The sequence below is a fragment of the Streptomyces sp. NPDC055239 genome, assembly GCF_053606205.1.
Window position 1 is genome coordinate 38481 of the sequence record NZ_JBSGRD010000016.1, and the last position, 20078, is coordinate 58558.

Annotated in this window: 12 protein-coding genes; 3 read left to right on the forward strand and 9 right to left on the reverse strand. The window is 70.2% G+C overall.

Going from position 1 to position 20078, the window contains the following annotated elements; translation table 11 throughout:
- Positions 1-98: 98 nt before the first annotated feature.
- From ACWFRJ_RS37550 to ACWFRJ_RS37565, 4 genes are read right to left on the reverse strand one after another with little or no spacing between them, the layout of a single operon-like run.
- On the reverse strand, positions 99-1865 hold the full coding sequence (locus ACWFRJ_RS37550) for a sulfatase (RefSeq protein ID WP_453541688.1): 1767 nt from the start codon (positions 1863-1865) through the stop codon (positions 99-101).
- Between the two features lie 34 nt (positions 1866-1899).
- Complete coding sequence (locus ACWFRJ_RS37555) at positions 1900-3102, reverse strand: glycoside hydrolase family 1 protein (protein WP_453541691.1); 1203 nt, start codon at positions 3100-3102, stop codon at positions 1900-1902.
- 56 nt (positions 3103-3158) lie between these two features.
- The gene (locus tag ACWFRJ_RS37560; protein ID WP_453541694.1) at positions 3159-4520 is read right to left on the reverse strand and encodes an MFS transporter; all 1362 of its coding nucleotides are present in this window, start codon (positions 4518-4520) and stop codon (positions 3159-3161) included.
- Positions 4521-4562: 42 nt separating this feature from the next.
- Positions 4563-5135: a PadR family transcriptional regulator gene (locus tag ACWFRJ_RS37565; protein ID WP_453541697.1), complete on the reverse strand. Its 573-nt coding sequence runs from the start codon at positions 5133-5135 to the stop codon at positions 4563-4565.
- Positions 5136-5203: 68 nt separating this feature from the next.
- Here ACWFRJ_RS37565 and ACWFRJ_RS37570 point away from each other — a divergent pair, with 68 nt between their 5' ends.
- Positions 5204-6130: a formylglycine-generating enzyme family protein gene (locus ACWFRJ_RS37570; protein ID WP_453541700.1), complete on the forward strand. Its 927-nt coding sequence runs from the start codon at positions 5204-5206 to the stop codon at positions 6128-6130.
- A 3-nt stretch (positions 6131-6133) separates the two neighbouring features.
- Here ACWFRJ_RS37570 and ACWFRJ_RS37575 read toward each other — a convergent pair whose 3' ends face one another.
- Positions 6134-6712 (reverse strand): TetR/AcrR family transcriptional regulator, encoded by a 579-nt coding sequence (locus ACWFRJ_RS37575; protein WP_453541703.1) that lies wholly within the window; start codon positions 6710-6712, stop codon positions 6134-6136.
- 207 nt (positions 6713-6919) lie between these two features.
- Between ACWFRJ_RS37575 and ACWFRJ_RS37580 the strand changes: the two genes are divergently transcribed.
- Positions 6920-8164, forward strand: a complete 1245-nt coding sequence (locus ACWFRJ_RS37580) for an MFS transporter (protein ID WP_453541706.1) — start codon at positions 6920-6922, stop codon at positions 8162-8164.
- A gap of 102 nt (positions 8165-8266) precedes the next feature.
- Positions 8267-10540 (forward strand): glycoside hydrolase family 3 C-terminal domain-containing protein, encoded by a 2274-nt coding sequence (locus tag ACWFRJ_RS37585; RefSeq protein WP_453541709.1) that lies wholly within the window; start codon positions 8267-8269, stop codon positions 10538-10540.
- 512 nt (positions 10541-11052) lie between these two features.
- On the opposite strand, the gene ACWFRJ_RS37590 is transcribed toward ACWFRJ_RS37585, so the two are convergent.
- The 4 genes from ACWFRJ_RS37590 to ACWFRJ_RS37605 are packed head-to-tail and all read right to left on the reverse strand — an operon-like array spanning position 11053 to position 20068.
- On the reverse strand, positions 11053-13824 hold the full coding sequence (locus ACWFRJ_RS37590; RefSeq protein WP_453541711.1) for a pPIWI_RE module domain-containing protein: 2772 nt from the start codon (positions 13822-13824) through the stop codon (positions 11053-11055).
- Positions 13825-13855: 31 nt separating this feature from the next.
- The gene (locus tag ACWFRJ_RS37595) at positions 13856-17368 is read right to left on the reverse strand and encodes a pPIWI_RE_Z domain-containing protein (RefSeq protein ID WP_453541714.1); all 3513 of its coding nucleotides are present in this window, start codon (positions 17366-17368) and stop codon (positions 13856-13858) included.
- The gene (locus ACWFRJ_RS37600) at positions 17361-18506 is read right to left on the reverse strand and encodes a pPIWI_RE_Y domain-containing protein (protein WP_453541716.1); all 1146 of its coding nucleotides are present in this window, start codon (positions 18504-18506) and stop codon (positions 17361-17363) included. The genes ACWFRJ_RS37595 and ACWFRJ_RS37600 overlap by 8 nt, the downstream gene beginning before the upstream one ends.
- Positions 18503-20068, reverse strand: coding sequence for a PD-(D/E)XK nuclease family protein (locus tag ACWFRJ_RS37605; RefSeq protein ID WP_453541719.1), 1566 nt, complete (start codon positions 20066-20068; stop codon positions 18503-18505). Before ACWFRJ_RS37605 ends, ACWFRJ_RS37600 begins: the two co-directional genes overlap by 4 nt.
- Positions 20069-20078: the final 10 nt, after the last annotated feature.

The following is a 20078-nucleotide window of genomic DNA, read 5'->3' on the forward strand; positions in this document are numbered from 1 at the left end:
CCGGCACACACCAGCAGGCCCGCACCGGCCGCCGCTCAACCGTCCGGATCACGGAATCGTCGGCAGAACCCGATTGCCGGACGGAGTGCCGGACAGGCTCAGAGCGCGGCCAGTTCCTCCGCCACCCTCCGCAGACCCGCCGGGGGAAGCATCCCACCCGCGAGCGCGACCAGGTCGATGAGCGGGGTTGCCCCGACGGCCTGGAGGAGTTCGGAGTCGACGAGTCCCGGCATGTGACGGCGCAGCACCTCCACCGCGACCGGGTCGGACATCAGCGCCTTGACGGGAGAGCGCAGTGACAGGCGGCCGGCAGGGTAGTCGTCGGCGCGGGGCAGCGGCTCGGCCGCTTCGCCCGCCAGGACGGCCTGGGCGCGGGCGAGCAAGTGTTCCGCGCCCACCGGCCCCTCGGCGGGCAGCCCGAGCCGTTCGTACTGGCTGGGCGGTGCGTCCGTGGCACGCATCAACTCCACCATGAGGGTGGCCATCCTCAGCTCGGCGGCGTCGTCGACGAGCGGGGTGCCCTGGCCGGGATCGGTCTCCAGGTCGAAGAGGAGCGTGCCGTGCCGGTACGGGTTGAAGAAGGTCCGGCCCCGGGTGCGCAGGGTGGGCACGCCTTTGGTGAAGAAGAAGGGTTCTGTGAGTTCGGCGCCGGCCAACTCGGCCGGGGAGAACCGGCCGCGCATGTGGGTGGGCATCAGGGTGTGCTCGTACAGCGGTGAGTTGTCGGGCGACGCGGGCGCCCGCATGTAGACGTACCGGCCGTCGGTGATGTTGACGTGTCCGCCGTGGATGCCGAAGAGACCGGCCTCGCGGACGGCGGTGTCGTCGGCGACCGGCAGCGGCAGGCCCTGCATGTCGGCCGGTACGTCGACCCGGAAGTAGTCCAGGAGCGTCGGCGCGAGGTCGATCGTCTGGACCAGGGCCTGCCGGTGCTCGCCCGCCGCGTCCCGTGCCCGGGGGTCCCACACGAACAGGGGGAGCCTGACCAGCTCGTTGTACCAGGGCTGGACGCTCTTGCCCCACCAGCCCTTCTCACCGAGCAGCAGGCCGTGATCGGTGTTGACGATGAGCAGGGTGTCGTCCCACAGGCCGAGCTCGTCCATGGTGTCCAGGACGCGCCCCAGGGAGCGGTCGCACATCGACAGCAGGGCCGCGTACTCGTAGCGGGCGTGCTCGATCTGGTCGTCGGTCTCCGTGACCCGGGCGTAGTCGGGCCAGTCGAAGTGCGGGCCTGCGTAGTCGTGCGGGTAGAGGTCCTTGTACTGCTGGTGGCTGAAGAACGGCTCGTGCGGGTCGAACGTCTCGATCTGTACGAACCAGCGGTCCTCTGCCTGGTTGGTCTCAATGAATTCCAGACCGGCGTCGAAGGTGAGGGTCTGCGGGTGCTTGTCCTCGGATCCCATGTAGGCGCGGTTCACCCAGTCCTGCCGGAAGCCCTCCGAGCGGAGCTTCTTCAGGTTCTCCGGCATCGGCGGGTCCGCCACGTGCCCCTTCCAGGCGTCGCCCTCCTGCCCGCGGAAGAACTCCCAGGTGTGGTACCGGCCGTGATATGTCGCGCCGCCGTCCTCCCAGTAGTGCGGGTGGTCGCTGACCAGATGGGTGTACACGCCGTTCTGTTTGAGCAGTTCGGGCATCGAGTCGTCGAACGGCTCCAGGGGGCCCCAGCTGCGATGCAGGAAGTTGTAGCGGCCGGTGTGTATCTCGCGGCGGGCAGGCATGCAGGGCATCGAGCCCGCGTACGCGTTGTCGAAGGACACCGTGCGCGCGGCGAGCCGGGCGAAGTTGGGGGCGTGGGTCCAGTCACCGCCGTACGGGGGCAGCAGGTGCCGGTTGAGGCTGTCGAACATCACCATGATCGCCTTCATGACGGGGGATGCTCCTCTCGTGCGGGGGTCGGGCTCAGCGTGCGGTGGGCAGGATGCGGGTGCGTCCTGCGGCGCCGAGCCAGGCGGCGGAGGGCTTGGGGGTACGTACGAAGGTCTCGCGGTCGACGGCGATCAGGCCGAAGGTCGGTGCGTAGCGGCCCCATTCGTAGTTGTCCAGGGCGCTCCAGTGGTAGTAGCCGCGGATGTCGATGCCGTCGTCCATGGCGTCGGCGAGGGTGCTCAGGGCGACGGCGGTGTAGTCGATGCGGCGGGTGTCGTCGCCGGTCGCGAGGCCGTTCTCGGTGACGATCAGCGGGGTGCCGGGGGCCACGGAGGCGCTGTGCCGCACGGCCTGCCCCAGGGCCCGGGGGTAGTACTCCCATCCCGTGAGGGTGCGTTCCGCGTCCTCGGGCACGGGCAGGCGGCCCTGCGGACCGATGAGCGTACGGGTGTACGCCTGGACGCCGAGCCAGTCGTCGCCTCGGGCGGCTTCGAGGAAGACGTCCACCCGAGGGTGCCGGTAGGCGTCGGCGGCGTCCTCGGCTCCGGGCAGGGGCTGGCACACCAGGTTGGCGATGGACCAGCCGGTCTGCACGTGCGGGGCGAGGGACTTGACGGTCTCGACTGCGCGGGCATGCGCCCGGATCAGGGCGTCGGTGGTGGGTCCGTCCGGGGAGGGCGGGTTGTCGGCGAAGGACGCGGCCCGGCCGGAGGCGAGGGCGGCCTGCGCGGTGGCCATGACGGCGAGGATGTTGGGTTCGTTGATGGTGCAGGCGTGTGTCACGTCGGTGGCGTAGATGGGGGCGGCTGCGGTGAGGAAGCGGGCGAACAGGTCGTCCGATCCGGCGGCGGCCCAGCCGCCGCGCTCGGCGAACCACCGGGGGGCCGTGAAGTGGTGCAGGGTCACCATGGGCCGCAGCCCGCGCTCCCGGGCGCCTTCCACCATGCGCCGGTAGTGGGCGATGGCGGCGCGGGAGAACTCGCCGGGGGCGGGCTCGATGCGGGCCCACTCGATGCTGAACCGGTAGTCGGTGAAGCCGAGTTGGGCCATCAGGTCCATGTCTTCGCGCCAGCGGTGGTAGCTGTCACAGGCGTCGCCGCTGGGCTCATTGACGTAGGGGTCCGCCCAGTGCTCGAACTCCCACCAGTCGCTGTTGGTGTTGCCGCCCTCGATCTGGTGGGCTGCGGTGGAAGCGCCCCACAGGAATCCGTCGGGGAGGAGGCGTGCGTGTGTCATGAGGTGCTTTCTCTCTTGGGGGGGGGCAGGCGGGCTGCGGAGGATGCCTACGGGCCTCAGGCTTCGGGAGAAGCCAGGGCGTCCCTGCGGCGGGAGTCCAGGTCTTGCTGTACGCGGGCCGTGTCGGCGGCGTACGGGCGGTAGAGCAGGGTGAGGAAGAGGCCGTTCACCAGCATGAGGATCACCAGGACCCCCAGGAAGACGACGCGGAGTCCGAGGGCGTCGGCGAGGAAGCCAGCGCTGAGGCTGTAGCCCGCCCAGGCGATGGCCTCGGCGATGGAGAGGTACAGCGCGAAGGCGGCACCCCGCAGTTCGGGCGGGGTGATGGCCATGACCATCGGCCGGTTGACGCTCGGATTGATCCCCTGTGAAGCGCCGAGCAGGGCGAAGAAGATGCCGTACACGAGGATGCTGTCGTAGTGGAACTGAGTGCCGAAGAAGGCGAAGACGGCGAAGGCGACCTGTGCCGCCTGGAGGACCGCGACCGGCCCGTAGCGGGGGCTGCGCCGGGACGACCAGTCGTTGGCGGCGCCGCCCAGGAGGGTTCCGAGGAAGTAGCCGACGCCGAAGGGCAGGGTGACGAACGCGGCCTTCTGGGTGCTGAAGCCGTGCACGTCCACCAGGAACACCACGCCGAACGTGATCACCAGCAGATGTCCGGACAGCAGCCGCGAGACGATCAGGATGAGCAGGCTGCGGATCTTGAGGAGCGAGAACGCCTTGGCCCAGGTGAGCTTCGAGTGGGCTTCACGGGTGGCCCTGTCGAGGTCGGCGAGCTGCTCCTCGGCCGCGCCCCGGCCCGGGTCGCGGAACCAGATCAGCAGGGCGAGACCGAGCAGGACGTTGAACCCGCCGATGCCCCACAGCCCCCAGCGCCAGCCCTCGTCCACCCCCGCGAGCTGCCCCTTGAGCGGCCCGATCACCGCACTGACCAGCGATACCGTCCCGTACACGATGCCGACGGCACGGCCTCGGGACGAGCCGCCGAAGAGGTCGCCGATGACCTCGGTGATGAGCGGGCCCGCGGCGGCGTAACCCGCGGCCAATATCGTGTAGAGGATCACGAGTTGGGTGAAGTTCTGGGAGAAGCCCGCGGCCACTCCCCAGACGCCCCACAGGCCGGTGGCCACGACGAGGACGCTCTTGCGTGAGTGGCGCTGGGCCGCCCACACCCAGAAGGGACCGGCGAACACGCCCACGAGCTTGCTGGCCGCGGTGAGGATGCCCAGGGCGCCGAGCGAGACGCCGAGGGACTGCTTGATGAGCGGGAACAGGCTGCTGACCAGGCTGGCCTCGGTGTTGTCGACCAGCATGGTGCCGCCGAGCAGGGCGAGCTGCCGATTGCGGCCCTTGACCTGAACGCCGTTCGTGAGGAGGCCTGTTGAGGGCGTCGGAGTGCTTTCACTGAGCTCGGTCATGGTGGTGCCGTCTCGATTCTGTGCGTCAGTCGGCTCTGCGCCTCAGTCGTCTCTGTCGCTCCCGGCCGTCAGGCGGAGCAGGGCCTGCTCCAGCCAGGCGACCCATTGGTCCATCGCGCCCGCTCCGAGCAGGTGGAGCGAATCGTGGACGTACGCGTCGATCTCCCGGTCGAGACCCGGCAGCGGGTCCTCGTAGTGCAGGGAGCGGTCCCGGTTGCGGTTCTTGGTGATCTGGGCGCGGCGGTAGGCCAGTTCCGTCCTGACGAGTTCGATCGCCGCGTTCCTGTCGAGGGGCGCCGCCACACTGAGGCGGGCCGTGAAGTCCGTGTCCTGGAAACGGGTCAGCGGCTCGTACGGCGCACGCACCCACTCCAGCAAGACGTCGCTTCCGCGCTCGGTGAGCCGGTACACCTTGGCGTCGGGTCGGCCCTCGCGGGAGTCGACCTCGTGCCGCACCCAGCCGTCGGCCTCCATCTGGGCGAGCTTTCGGTAGATCTGACTGTGGTGGGCCTTCGCCCACACGAACTGGCCTTCCGTCTCAAGCCACTTGCGCAGGTCGTAGCCGCTGTACGGGCGGCGCGCCAGCAGACCCAGCAGGACGTGCTCGAACTTCACGCGGTCAACTCCCTATGTGCATCTTCACCTATGTGCGAATTCATATACTCGGTTTCATGGAGACGTCAATGGATTCGACAAGGGTTTGCTGCGCATCGACTTCCCGGGCCGCCGCCTCGCGCCCGCTTCCCATTCCGGCCGCTCAACCGCCCGTACGTGACGAAGTACGCGTGGGTGGTGGAGTGTTCGCGATGGGAGATGCCTTCGACGAGGGCTATCCGGCGGACGGCGAGCGGCCGGTGCACACGGTGCGGCTCACCCCGTTCGCCATCGACGTCACGACGGTCACCGTCGCGATGTTCCGGGCCTTCGCCGAGGAGAGCGGGTACGTGACCGTGGCCGAGCGGGAGGGGAGCTCAGCGGTCTTCCACCTCGCGGTGGCTGCAGAACGGGCCGACATCGCCGCGGCCGACCCCGCCGTCCCGTGGTGGCTCGACGTACGGGGAGCCGACTGGCGCCACCCGCACGGACCGCTGTCCGACGCCGAGCCCGACCACCCCGTGGTGCACGTGGCCTGGGACGACGCCGCGGCCTACTGCGCGTGGGCGGGCCGGCGCCTGCCGACGGAGGCCGAGTGGGAGTACGCGGCCCGCGGCGGCGTCGAAGGGCGCCGCTTCGCCTGGGGCGACGAACTGACCCCCGAAGGACGGTGGCTGTGCAACATCTGGCAGGGCCGCTTCCCGTACGAGAACACCGGCGCCGACGGCTGGGTCGCCACCGCCCCCGTGCGCACGTACCCGCCCAACGCCTTCGGCCTGTACGAAGTCGCCGGGAACGTCTGGGAATGGTGCGCCGACTGGTTCGCCAAGGACTACTACGCGCAGTCACCCGCGGCCGACCCGCAGGGGCCGCACAGCGGCGACCGCCGGGTGATGCGCGGCGGTTCCTACCTGTGCCACCACTCCTACTGCCACCGCTATCGGGTGGCCGCCCGCTCGGCCAACACGCCTGCTTCCAGCAGCGGGAACTGCGGATTCAGGACGGCCGGGCCGTGAAGGTCAGGAGGTGAGCATCCGCCACACGCGGCGGACGTGGTCGGCCATGTCGATGCCGGGGTCGCTCAGCCACTGGAGCATGATGCCGTCGGACGCGGCGACGATCGCCGACGCGGTGAAGTCCGGGTCGATGCCGGGGCGGGTACGGCCCGCGCGCTCCTCGGCCGCCAGGTGGTCGGCGATGGCGGTGCGCAGGCGGGCGAAGCGCTCCTTGAAGTAGGCGTGCGCCGGGTGGGCCGGGTCGGTCGCCGCGGCGACGAGGGTGACGTACAGCCGCGCGCGGGCCGCATTCTCGCTGTTCGCCGTCAGCGCCGCCGCGAGGAGCTCGCCCGGGTCGCGTACGGCGTCCGGCGCGTAGAAGCGGACCTCTGCCCCCCGGTCGCTCGCGCGCAGGACCTCGATGAGGAGGTGGTCCTTGGAGTCGAAGTAGTGCATCAGGCCGGTGAGGCTGATGCCGCTCTCCTTGGCGACCGTACGCAGCGTGGTGTTGCGTTCGCCCTCGCGGCCGAAGATCTCCAGCGTGGTCCGGAGGATCTCCTCCCGTTTGGCCACTCCCTTGGCGTACGAGTTCTTCGTCGTCACGGGGTCAGCCTATGCGCCGCACGGTTTCAGGCCTTGCCGACCCTTGCCGACCCTTGCCGACCCTTGCCGACCCTTGCCGACCCTTGCCGACCCTTGCCGACCCTTGCCGACTAAAACAGTACGCCGTACTGTTTTGCGACATCCGCACCATCCGCACCGCCCACAGCCGGCGCACACCGTCGTGGCCGGCCGAGAGAAGGCCCGCCCGTGCAAGGACTCGTTGAGGCACCCACCGTCCATGGCCGTCCGCTGTGGCGCATGATGGTCTGCGCTGGGCCCGCGGGCCTGAGCATCGCCCTCGTCTGGGGGGCCGTGCCCAGCATCCTGCTGGCCCTGCAGATCCAGCGCACGGTCGGCGAGGACGCGAAGGTCGGCACCCTCGCGCTGGTCACCACCTTGGGCGCGATCGTCGCGATGGTGGCGCAGCCCGTCGCCGGTGCGGTCTCGGACCGGACCCGCTCCCGGTTCGGCAGGCGTGCTCCGTGGATCGTGGCCGGGGCACTGACCGGCGGCACGGCGCTGGTCGCCATGGCGTTCATGAGCTCCGTGCCCGCGATCCTGGCCGCCTGGTGCTTCGTGCACATCGGCTACAACTTCGCGATGAGTCCGCTGTCCGCGGTGATGCCCGACCGGGTGCCGACCGCGAAGCGGGGCCAGTACGCGGCCGTGCTCGGGCTCGGGTCGATGTGCGGCTCGCTTCTCGGACAGTTCCTCGGCGCCGTCCTGGAAGACCGCATCACCCTGGCGTACGTACTGCTCGCGGGCTTCTCGGCCGTCGTGGTGACCGTCTTCGTCATCGTCAACCCGGACCGCTCAAGCCGGGACATGCCGCAAGAGCCCTTCCGGGTGGGCGAGTTCCTGCGGGACCTGCTGCCCGACCCCCGCAAACACCCGGACTTCTTCTGGGTGTTCGTCGGCCGGCTCTGCACCTACCAGTCGTACTTCCTGGTGCTCGGCTACAAGCTCTACATCCTCCAGGACTACATCGGGCTCGGGGACGAGGCCATCGGCCACGTTCCCGAGCTCGCCCTGGCCGGGGTCACCGGAATACTGCCGTCCACGCTCGTCTGCGGGCCGCTGTCGGACCGGCTCGACAGGCGAAAGCCGTTCGTCGTGGCCTCGGCCGCCCTCATCGGCTGCGCCATGCTCATCCCGCTGGCCGTGCCCACGGTGACCGGGATGCTCGTGATGGCGTTCCTGGTGGGCATCGGCTTCGGCTGCTTCCAGGGCGTGGACACCGCCCTCATCTCCCAAGTGCTGCCCTCCCAGCAGTCCTTCGCCCGCGACCTCGGCGTCGTCAACATCGCCGCCGCCCTGCCGCAGGCTCTCGCGCCGGCCATCGCCGCAGTCGTGGTCCTGGGACTGGGCGGCTACCAGGCACTGTTCCCCGCCGCGGCGGCCTTCGGGGTGCTCGGCGCGGTCGCGGTCCTGCGCGTCCAAAGCGTCCGCTGACAGTCCTTCCCCCTCCCCTGCCTCCGCCTCCGCCTCCGCCTCCGCCTCCGCCTCCGCCTCCGCACGACAACCTCCCCGTACGGCACACGCAAGGAGCACACAGTGACCGACCCGACCGCAGCCACCGAAACCCCCGCGCAGAGCGTGGCGCGGCTGAGCCTCGAAGAGAAGGCCGCCCTGACCACCGGTGCGACCTGGTGGACCACCGAAGCCTTCCCGCACGTCGGCATCCCCGGCTTCCGGCTCTCCGACGGACCGCACGGACTGCGTTTGCAGAACGAAGACCGCGCCGACCATCTCGGCATCAACGGCAGCGCCCCCGCGACCTGCTTCCCGCCCGCCGTCACCCTGGCAAGCACCTGGGACACCGAACTCACCGAACGCGTCGGCCGGGCGTTGGGCCGCGAGTCGCTCGCCCACGGCGTGCACGTACTCCTCGGCCCCGGCATCAACATCAAGCGCAGCCCCCTGTGTGGACGCAACTTCGAGTACTTCTCCGAGGACCCCCTGCTCAGCGGCGTCCTGGGCACCGCCTGGGTGAACGGCGTCCAGTCGCAGGGGGTCGGCACCTCACTCAAGCACTTCGCCGCGAACAACCAGGAGGGCGGCCGCATGTCGGTCAGCGCCGACATCGACACCCGGACCCTGCGCGAGATCTACCTCCCGGCCTTCCGCCGGGTGGTGACCGAGGCGAAGCCCTGGACCGTCATGTGCGCCTACAACCGTCTGGGCGGGGTCCACTCCTCGGAGAACCACTGGCTGCTGACCGACCTCCTGCGCGGCGAGTGGGGATACGAGGGCGTGGTCGTCTCCGACTGGGGCGCCGTCGTCGACCGGGCGCGTGCCCTCGCCGCCGGGCTCGACCTGGAAATGCCGTCCTCCTCCGGCCAGGGCCCCGCCCGGCTCATCGCGGCGATCGGCTCCGGCGAACTCGACGAGGAGGTGCTGGATCGCAGCGCCGCGCGCGTCGTGGCACTCGCCCGCAAGGCCGCCGCGCAGGCGAGCGCCGATGCCGGATTCGACGTCGACGAGCACCACGCACTGGCCCGCGAGGCCGCCGTGCGAGGCGCCGTACTCCTCAAGAACGAGTCCGAGTTGCTCCCGCTGAACCCCGCTGCGGGCAGCCGGATCGCGGTGCTCGGCGAGTTCGCCCGTACGCCCCGCTACCAGGGCGCGGGCAGCTCACGCGTCACGCCGACCCGGCTGGACGACGCGCTCACCGCCCTCACCACCGCCGCGCCCGACGCACATATCGACTTCGCGCCCGGCTTCCCTGTCGACGACCCGGGCGGTGATGTGGCCGCTCTGCGCGATGAGGCCGTACGGGTCGCACGCGGAGCCGACGTGGCCGTTCTCTTCCTCGGCCTCCCGCCGAGCTTCGAATCCGAGGGATACGACCGCGATCACATCGAACTCCCGGTGGAGCAAACCGAATTGCTCGCCGCCGTGACGGCCGTCAACCCGAACACGGTCGTGGTCCTTGCCAACGGCAGTGTCGTCCGCCTGTCCGGCTGGATCGACGACGTCCCGGCAGTCCTGGAGGGCTGGCTGCTCGGCCAGGCGGGCGGCTCCGCAACCGCCGACCTGCTCCTTGGTCACGCCAACCCGTCGGGCCGACTGACCGAAACGGTGCCGCTGCGCCTCGCCGACACCCCCGCCTACGTGGACTGGCCCGGGGAGCGGGGGCACGCGCGCTACGGGGAGGGGCTCTTCGTCGGCTACCGCCACTACGACGCACGCGACATGGCGGTCTCCTACCCCTTCGGGCACGGGCTGTCCTACACCGCCTTCTCACACACGGACCTGCGGGTGACTCAGGACGGCGCCGGACTCGACGTCTCCGTGACGGTCACGAACACGGGCCCGCGCGCCGGGCACGAGGTCGTGCAGGTGTACGTGGGTGCGAATGAATCTCAAGTACGCCGCCCGGTAAGGGAGTTGCGGGCGTTCGCCGCAGTGCCCCTCGCCCCGGCCGAGACCCGCGACATCACCCTGCGCATCGCCCGCGAGGACCTCGCCCACTTCGACATCGGCGCCGACGCCTGGCTCGTCGAAGGGCTCACCTACCGCGTCGACGTCGGCGCCTCCAGCCGGGACATCAGGCTGACCGCGACGGTCACGCTCGAGGGAGACCCGTACGCCGACACGCCGGACGCGGATTCGACCGTCAGCGAGTGGCGTGCGCACCCGGTCGGCGGCCCGGCCGTCGACCGTCTCCTGGAGCGGGTACGGGAAACCATGCGCGACGCGTACCCGGAGGAAGGCAGCCCCCGCTACCGGATGATCGCCGACATGAGGCTCAGCCAGCTCGCCAAACTGCCCATCGTGCCGCTGGACTTCGACGACGTGGAAGAACTCCTCGCCGCCGTACGGTAGGCCCCCGGACCGACTGCGGCCGCCTCCGGCAACCTGAAGGTCACCCTCTCCGACCGGGTGCGGCCACGGCTCGGCGCCGGAGACGAACGTCGAGCTGAAGATCAACGTCATCTGAGCGTCAAGACGCCCGGCGGAGCGTCATTTCAGCGTCAAGATATCGCCCGTAACGCACACAATGCACATTACGCACATCAACCAAAACCGCAGGTCAGGCACCCTTCGCGATGGGCTCCAGGATCGCCACGCACTCCACGCGATGCGTCATCGGAAGCATGTCGCCCGGGTGAGCTCAGGGAAAACCGCAGGTCAGGTGCAATCTCTCCCCTCCGCTTGAGGGCCACCAGGCGCGCAGAGCGTCACGGCGGAGAAAACAATGGCGCGCGGTGATCCCAGCAAGGAGCGCACCAGGCGCCGTCAACCATGGTTAGGTCCAACCTTTGCCACTCACACGAGGAAACGATGATTCTTATCAGCGTCAATCGTTGGGACGCCTCATGCAGGCGACGCCTCGCTTACGGAGCGGATGACGTGTTCCCCTCCCCCTTCATTCCGGCCACCGGAAGCACGTACTCGGCAGCGAGCCGCGCCAAGTGCAGCGGGAGGGGCCGGGCGAGCGGCGGGTAGTCGTCGTGGTAGCGCAGCTGGTGCGTGAGCGTCGCCCACTCCGCGGGCCGGTCAGGCAGATCCCCTTCACGCCCCGAGTCCGCCAGCGCCTTCTCCGACAGGCAGCCGAGCACGGTAATCTCCAGCTGCCCGGGGTTCCAGGCCGTCTTCCCGGGTGCTGTCCGACCCTGTGTCGTGGGCGCCAGCTTCATGAGTCCCTTCGGCAGTTTCGCCACCGTGTGCGGCTTCGAGGCCGTACTCGCGAAGACACGGCTCTCCGTCTCCGCCGTCCCCCACACGCCTTCGGCGAAGCCGACGCTGCCCTCGGCGTCGTAGGCATACCACTCCGCCACTTCCTCCCTCGCGTTGGCGTCCCGTACGAGCACCACCCGCAGGTCGTCGCCGTAGAGTGTGTGGCGCTGGGCGGGTTCGGTGCCGAAGCCGAGCATGTCGCGGTCCAGTTCGCCGTTGCGCAGGCCGGGCCAGCACTGTCGCAGATTACCGGCGTCCGCCAGCAGGAGCGTCGGGCGGTCGCGAAGCTGGAAGAGCAGCGCGCGGATCTGCCGCTCGGTCTCCCGCTGCCTGTGCTGCTCCACGCCCGGGCGGGCACCGGGCCGGAGCCCGCCCCTGGCGGTCACGCCGTCGCCAGGGCCGCCCGTATCAGTCTTCTTCCCCGTCTCCGCCACTGGTTCCACTGCCTGAGAGAGCAACAGCAACAGCTTCGAGTACGGCACCCATTCGGTGCGCTCGGCGTCCCACCCCTCGATGACGCCCGGTCCTCCGTCCCCGGGGCGGACCCGCACCGCGACCAGCCGATGGACAGGACACCGCGTGGGCCCCTTCCTGGTGTGGCGTACGAGCCAGAGCGCCACATACTGGAGGTCGCCGGGAACTCCGGCCCCCACTCGATGGGCGGGCGGACTGATCGCGCCGAGCTGCCGAAAGGCGTCCAGCCAGGTCCACTTGGCCCGGTGCTCCAGGCCGCTGTCGGTGTCGTCGGGCAGGTTGACGAACTGGCTCAGCCGGCCCTGCCGCGCCCAGGCGATGCGCAGCGCATGCTTGGGATCGGAGTCGGGGACGGCGGCGAAGCGCTCCTTGCCGGCGATCTCCGTGATCACGACTCCGGCCGCGTCGGGACGCGGAAACACTCGGTCCGCCACAAGTCGGCAGCGCCCTTCGACGGCTTCGGCCAGCCGGACGGCCCTGGGGCGACTGCGCTCCCGGGAGACCGGCAGGGCGTCGGCCAGGGGTCCTGCGGGCCAGGCCCGTACGCGGATCTCGACCCCCTCGCCCCGCCACCGCCAGGTGTCGTAGTCGGCCGGCCCCTCACTCTCCCCGGGAGGGAAGCCGATGAGCTTCGGCAGTTCCGCGAGCAGTGCGGCACGGGTTTCCGGGGACTGCCAGAAGACGTCGATCTCCAGGGGACGGCCGTTGAGTGCGCGTGCCAACGCCGCCCGCCGCTGCAGGGCCAGCTGCGTGTCCCGGACGCCCGGACCACGTCCGGCTCCCGAACGAGGGAGCAATGAGGGGGTGTTGCTCCGGGTAACCCGCGTGAGGTCGGGGACCCGGGTCAGCATGGGGCGCAGCCCTTCCTCGACCCAGGCGTCCAGATCCGCCCGCTCCCGTGCCATCAGCCCCGGTCCAACCTCATGCGGGCCGATCGACGCGTGGTAGACGATGCCGGCGGCCACGTCCCCGGACCCGTTGATCCAGCGTTCCGGATGGGAGAAGAGCGCCTCGGGCCGGGGGTAGTTGCGTACGATGTCCAGCTCGGGCAGGAGCGGTGCGGGGCTGTGGTGGCGCCAGGCCAGTTCCTTCAGCCGCCGGTCGTAGCCGAGGGTGTTCACCATCAACCGGTGGCCCCGGTCCGGCCCTCCCGGCCATGGCAGCGGAGCGTCGAGCAGAACGGTCGTGCCGCCGAGCTGGTGCGGGCGCACGTCCAGCTGGGTGGCCCACCGGCGTACCCGGGTGGACACATGGACGCGGAACCGTGGGGCGAACGGCACGGTGTGGACGGTGATGTTGAGACAGGCCGAGTAGTACCAGGTCTGCCCGCGGCGCTCGTACCGCTGTGGCGGCCAGGAGACGAGTCGCGCGCCGTTGCCCGAGCTCTCGACGCGGAAGTGGAGTGTGGTGCCCCCGGTGCGGAACGTCCGGGCGGCCAGCCGGAAGGCGACCCACTCTGGCAGCAGGCCGTAGAGCCGTGCGGTGGGTTCGGCTGTTCCGCCCGCCGAGGTCACGGTCTCGGTGAGGTCGATCGATTCGGTCTCCCAATGTGGCAGTTGGACGGCCTCGGCCGGGTCGTCGGAGCAGAGCCTCTCCTCCAGATCGGCGCCCTCGGTGTCGTCCTCCTCCCGGTACATGCCCGCCGCCCAGGTGCCGATCACCGGGGCCAGCACCTCCGGCGGGACGGCTTCCCGTGCGTAGAGCCACGGCAGGCGACCGTCCGTTCCGGCATTGCGGCCGGTCGCGATGACACCGGGGGCCATCGCCTGGAGCAGCGAGTTGAGCCTGCGTACGGGGAGCCGATCAGGGCGGACGGAGCCTTGGTCGGCCTCGGCGTGCATCCTGGTGAGCTCGGTGTGTAACTCCTCGCCGAGCCGCAGCACACTCATCTCCTCCCGCCACGGTCCATGGAGCGGGTCGGATTCGTAGGCCGCGTTGCGAATGCTGCGATACACGAAATTCCTCCTGGAAGCCGGAGTTCGGCGCTTACGGGTGGGCCGGGTCGGGAGCAGGGGCGAGCAGACGGGTGAGCATGCGCCGGAGAGGTTCGTACAGGGCGTGGGCGATGAACTGCTCCTCCGCGCTCTTCGTCTCGCCCTCGAAGTACGGGTCCAGCACGTCGAGGACGCTGTGCAGCAGGCTGGACTTGGGGGTGTCGGCCTGCGGTGGTACGGCCCCGCGGTTCGGGGCGAAGGCGGCGTCGACGAAGACCACCCTGGCCGGTACGCCGCCGCGCACCAGCCGCCCGATCACCTGCCACATCAGGACCAACATGTCCCAAGTGACCTGCTCCCGCGTCTCTTCGCCGAGGTGGCTCCAAGCCATCGAGCGGGCGAGCACCTTGTACCAGCGCGAACGAGCGAGGCGACGGACCTCGTCGGCACCTTCCTCGACGGTGGCCTGTCCCTGTACCCAGGTGTCGAAGTCACCGCCGGTGACGGCGCGGACGATCCAGTCGTTGACGGCGTGGACGGCCAGGGATAGGTCCTCGGGGTGCGGATTGGGCCGGGCCAGGAAGTAGACCGTGCCGATGGCCGCCTCGTCGTCGTCGTTCAGGATGTTGTGGCCCCGCTCCACGGCCAGCAGGGGCGCCACAAGGATGTTCGCGTCGAGGTCCTTCAGGTGCTCGACGTCGCCCCGGCGCAGTGACCGGGCGCGGTAGGCGGATGGCGCCTCGTCCTCCGGGGCGATCTCCTCGTCGTCCGAGACCAGGCACAGCACGCTGTCGCGCCAGCGGGAGTTGAGGTTGTGCAGGGTGTCGGCCACGATGCGCGCCTCGGCATAGCTGCCGACCAGCAGGAGGATCTGGTCGCGCTTGCCCGAGCGAAGGGAGAGCAACTCGCGCTCCAGCGGACCTCCTTCGGGGGCGTCGTACTCCCCCGCGCCGAGGTGGGTGGCGATGCGGCGCAGCTTCTCGGGGCGGTCGTCCGGGTGGGTTCCCGACAGGCGCAGCTTCTCGTCGCCGTCGTCGATGAACTCGAAACGCATCAGGCTCTCGTTCGCGATGCGTTCGGTCACCTCGGCCGGCGGCTCGATGATCACGCCGACCGGGACGCAGACGTGGTAGCGACTGGACGCGCCCGCCCAGCTACTGCCGGACATGAGCAGCAGATGGGCGCCGGGCCTGCCGTCGACAGAGGCGAGGTGGGGCATGGCGCGAAGCAGTTCACGTCCGACGCCGCTGCAACGGAAGAAGGTCAGCTCACCGCTGCGGACTCCGCCCTTGTCCTCGCCCGGGACCCGGAACTGGAAGCCGAGTACGTTGCCCATCGGGGCCTCGGGCACCATCGGGCCGTAGTCGAGCGGCCGACGGTACATCGTGTTGTAGCCCAGACTGAGGGCGGCCTCGACGCGGGGCCACATGGCGTTGATCATGGCGAGCCGGGGTTCCAGGGCACTGAGCAGCAGCGTGAACTCGAAGCGTTCGGCGAGCTCCTGGTGCCACTGCTCGGGGGTCTGGGGCGGTGGCTTAGGCTTCCGGCGGCGGCCTCGCCCCTTCTGCCGTTCCTCCTCCTCGCGCTGCCACTCGTCGTACTTCTCCTTGTGCTTCTGCTGCCGGGCGGCCATGTGTCGCGGGTCGATGTGGAAGACCTGGTCCATGACCTCGGCCAGGTGGCGCCGGGTGTTCTCCGGGTTGCCGGTGTGGAGCAGTTCGTTGAGGAGGGCGGTCAGCTCGCTGAAGTCCTCCTCCGTCCTGCGGCGGCGGTCGCCGAAGGGGTTGTCGCGAAAAGCGTCGAGAAGCTTGCCAAGAGCCTGTCTGGGGATGTAGTTCCCGTGTTCCGGCCCGCTGCCGTCGGGGAGTTCATAGCGTTCGTCGAGCAGTCCGAGCTGTAGCGTCCAGGCGCTGAAGTAGCCCGTCCGCACCCACCTGCGCAGGTCGTACCTCGCAACGAGCATCGCGTACAACCGGTCGGTGGCCGATCCGGCGGTGTTGAGGGCGGCGGCGAAGGTCTCCACGTCCCGTTCGGAGAGCTGGGTGCGCCCGCTGGCCGCGAGCTCCCGGATCTTGTGCCGGCTCAGCTGGTCGATGAGGCCCTTGTCCTCGTCGCTGGCGAGGACGACGGCGGGTGCGAAGGTCTGGTCGAACTGCATCTGCACACGGTCGGCCTCGTCGATGACGACGAGGTCGCTGCGGCGGCAGGCGAGTTCGAGGTAGCGGATGCGCTCGCCGTTCTGGGGACGGGGCGGTGAGGCGTCGATCAGTCCGGCCGGCGTGGCCACCCAGATCAGGGCGCCGACCAGGGTGCGGGCTCCATGGTACCGGGGGCAGGCGGACCAGTACGGGCAGCTCGTCGCGCTCCTCTGCCATTCGGAGGCCCGGCCTCCACCTTTGTCGCGCCGCGGGTCCGACGGTGGCCGGAGCCGGGAGCAGGGAGCCTCACCGAAGGCGAGCTGCTCGGTGGACGAAGTAGCGCCCTGCCGCCTCACGTTGAGCACGCAGGAGGTCCCGAGATAGGCGAAGGCGGGATCGTCGTGGGCGAGCAGTCGGTGCTCGCCCCGGCCCGCCAGCCGGCGGTGCAGCCGCTGCGCGTGCCGCTCCCGGCCGGAGGACCCGAGCACGGGTGCGGCGGCGCCGTCGGTGTAGAGACCGTAGAGCCGGACGAGCTTCAGCACCTCTGCGACGTCGGTGACCACGATGGTGGTGCGCTTGCCGACCTTAGCGAGATGAACGGCGATGATGTCGCGCAGCGTGCTCTTGCCCGCGCCGACGATGCCGAGCAGGTGCTGGATCCCGTCGACCGTGAACGAGAAGTCCTCGTCCTTGCCGGCCTTGTGGAACGTGCCGTTCTCCTTGGCGGACAGGTCAAAGGCCCGCAGCCGCTCCAGCCAGCGCGGCGGCCTTCCCTCGCCGGCGCGGGCGTGCGTGGCGTCCATGTCCTCTGCGGTGCGCTCCAGGCCCTTCCTGGTGAAGACCAGAGGCTCTCCGCCGCCGGCCGGTTCCAGGTCCATGTCGTGGGCGACGAGGGGGGTGTGGGGGACGGACGGCAGGTCGACGACGGCCAGGGTGCGGCTGACGGGGAAGGCGTGCGGGCCCTGGCCCGCGACCGGCATGCTTTTGCCCGCCAGCGGCGGTGCGACACGCAGCAGTTGCTCGTAGACGGGGAAGCGGTCTCCGGCGACGGAGAGTTCGCGGCGGGTGGCGGGCAACTCGGTGTCGGGTACGTCGTAGCCGCGCACTCTGGGGTCGAACAGCTGGTAGCTCTCCAGCGCCTCGCGCCAGGTACGGCCCCTGCGCAGTGTCCACAGCGAGTACCGAGCGACACGCAACGTCCGCGCGGTGTCCGGCGGCAGCTGCGCTCCGTGTGCCTCGGCGAACCCGTATCCGCTGAACAGTACCCAGGCACTGCCCGCGGGGCTGCCCGGGATCAGCTTCTGCTGGAGGTACAGGCCGAGTTCCACCTGGCAGAGGTCTTCCAGGGCGGTCTTGCGGACATCCGACCCAAGGAACGCCTTGAGTGCGCTGAGTACGTCGGTCAGCGGCGGGGTGATGCTACGCATCGTGCTTCTCCTCTCTCTGTGCCCGACCCAGGTCGGGCACGAGGTCCACGGGTGTGGTGAGCACCAGCCGGTCCCTCAGAAGCGCGGGAAGGGCGTCGGCGAAGGCCCCCCGGTAACCGTCCCGTCCGGCGAGCGCGTCCGCGACCACGACGAGGGTGCGGTCCGCGAGGGGCGCGCTGTCGGTGAGATGCGCGGCGAGGAGGGCTGGCTGAAGGCGGTCGTACACCTGGATGTCGACGATCGCGGGACCAGAGTCCGTCAACCGGTAGGCGGACAGAGGCCCCGACAGGGGCTCATGGTCGATCCCGGCGCGATCCAGCGCGTCTAGGGCGGCCTCTTCGGTCCGATGCGGCAGTGTGAGGAACGTCCGCAGTGGACGCCGCAGGATCCACGTCTGTTCCGGATCTCGGATCAGTTCCGGAGGGTCGTCGCGCGGGCATTCCTCCCCCTCGCACCAGATATCCGCATCGGTGGCGGACGACACGGGTACGGACACGGCCCTGTCCCTGGGCAACGCGGGGAGCCCACATGAGGGACAGCGCAGGAAGTCGCCATCGACAAGCAGGGATTCGGGCAGCGGCCCGTACAGGTCCTTGACGCGGCTCCAGACGGCCTTGCTCCAGCCGGGCCCGAAGCGGTCCTGCCTGTGGACCACCGGGTGGCGGGCCAGGAAGCTCCGGCACTGCCGGTAGCGCTCAGCCGTTCCGCACCGCGCTTCCAGGTCGCCCAGAAGCGCGCGAGCATGCGCCGCCACGCCCCCGTCCGGCCCGTGCGAGGCGACTTCGAGGCATGACCGCGTCGGCATCCGGCCGACCGGGTGTACCAGCGTCGCGCCCGGGGTGACCAGGAAGGCGGGAACAGCGAAGAGCGGATCGCCCGCCGGCTTGGTCCGGCACCACTCCCACAGCTCCGGAAGGCTCCTCGGCGGTGTCTCCCCCACGTCGAGGCAGTGCATCACCGTGCGGTCCAGCGCACGCTGGGCGAGGCCGGGATAGGGCAGGGCGAACGAGCGCAGGCCCTGAACCTCGGCGACGGCAGCCACCATGCGGGCAAGCTCGTGGAAGAGTTCGCTGCCCGCGCCCTCAGGATCCTCCCCCGTGTCCGGGCGGTCGGCCCGGCGGGCCGCCCCCGCCCTCATGCCGCGGCCTCGGTGGCGGCCGACACCGAGCACCAGCGGGCCACTTCGCACCGCTGGCAGGAGCGTCCGGGCACGGCCGTGTAGCGGTCGTCCCCGTGCCAGTCGGCCACCATCGTCCGCAGGACTCCCTCAGCCGCGGTCCGGTTGGCGGAGGCGAAGGGGTCGATGATCTCCAGATCGGCACCGCCGGGGCGCAGCACCTCAAGCTCGACCCGGGCACGGGACGGAGCGCCGCCCAGGTCACCGCGGCCGATCAGCACGACCGCCAGGGCCAGTTGGGGGTAGAGCTCCAGCAGGGGGCGGTTGGACCGCCGGTCGATGGCGGAGGTCTTGGTCTCGCGCCATACCCATGAGTCGGCGTCCCGGTAGAGCAGATCGGGTGCGGCGATCACCACCACGTCGGCGACGGTGTCGTGCCGCACCACCCGGGGCTCGGTCCGCACATCTGTCCCGTCCCCGACGCACCGCAGCGGGCAGACCGCGGCGTGCCGCCGCAACAGGATTGCCCCGAGGGTGCGTTCGCGGTCAGGCAGGTCGAATCCGTCCGGCACCCACTCCTCGGGAACCTCGACCGTGCACGGTCGAGGCGATCCGTGGCCATGCCGGTCGGCGAGGTAGGCGTGCAGCGCCCGACCGCGCTCGGCCGTCACCTCGCGCTCGACGGAGTCCGCCGTGGGCAGGTGCAGCCGACGCATGTGGTCGCGGGCCGGGCAGGCCCGGTAGTTGCGACCGTTGGTCACCGACCAGGTACGTCGGGGCCGGTTCGGCGACTCGATGCCCAGCAGTCCGGGCGCCGCGCGCAGCGCCGGGCAGACCGACAGGTAGGGACATCCGCCGCACGCGGAGCCGGGGCGGTATTCCCGTCCGTCCAATACGCTGGCCAGGGCGTCGGGGCCGTGCTCGCGGTACTGGGCGAGCGACTGCTCCCGGCTGCCGGCGAAAAGCTCCCGGGTACGGCCGTCGAACAGCGCGAACTCCACGATCCGTACCTGCTCCGGCCGCGACCCGGGGGTGCCCTCGGCCAGCACCAGGGCGACGGCGGCGACGAACCCGTCGGGCGGCAGCTCCCGGTTCAGGCGGTGCACGGGCAGACGGAGTTCACGGTAGGCACCGTCGGCGGAGGCCAGGCAGCGGCCCCACACGGTGAAGCGGTACTCCTGGGCGTTCCGCGAGTCGGGGCCGGACGGCCGGTAGCGGTACGTCCACGGCTCGGGGACCTCGTTCAGGGGGCGTTCCGGGTCGGCGGGGAAGGCCGCCTCGTACGCCTTCACACCATGGTCCGACCATGTCCTCAGGCCGTCGTGCAAGGGCGCGGTACGCGTCCGGGGCAGGCTGCCGGGGGGCCGGAAGCGGGCGTCGCAGGCGGCCATGAAGGGGCCGAGAGTGAAGTTCTCCAACCGCTCGCGGCGGCGCGGTACGGGGTCGGCAGTTTGGTAGCCGCGGGTCTTGAGAGCGTCAGCGGCAGGGCACCGGAATACGCCTCCTTTGAACATGCCGGCGGATACCGTGATGACTTCGGAGGTACGTGTCACCCCGTCGGGGGGCAGCCACGGCTGTGACATTTTCTGCTCC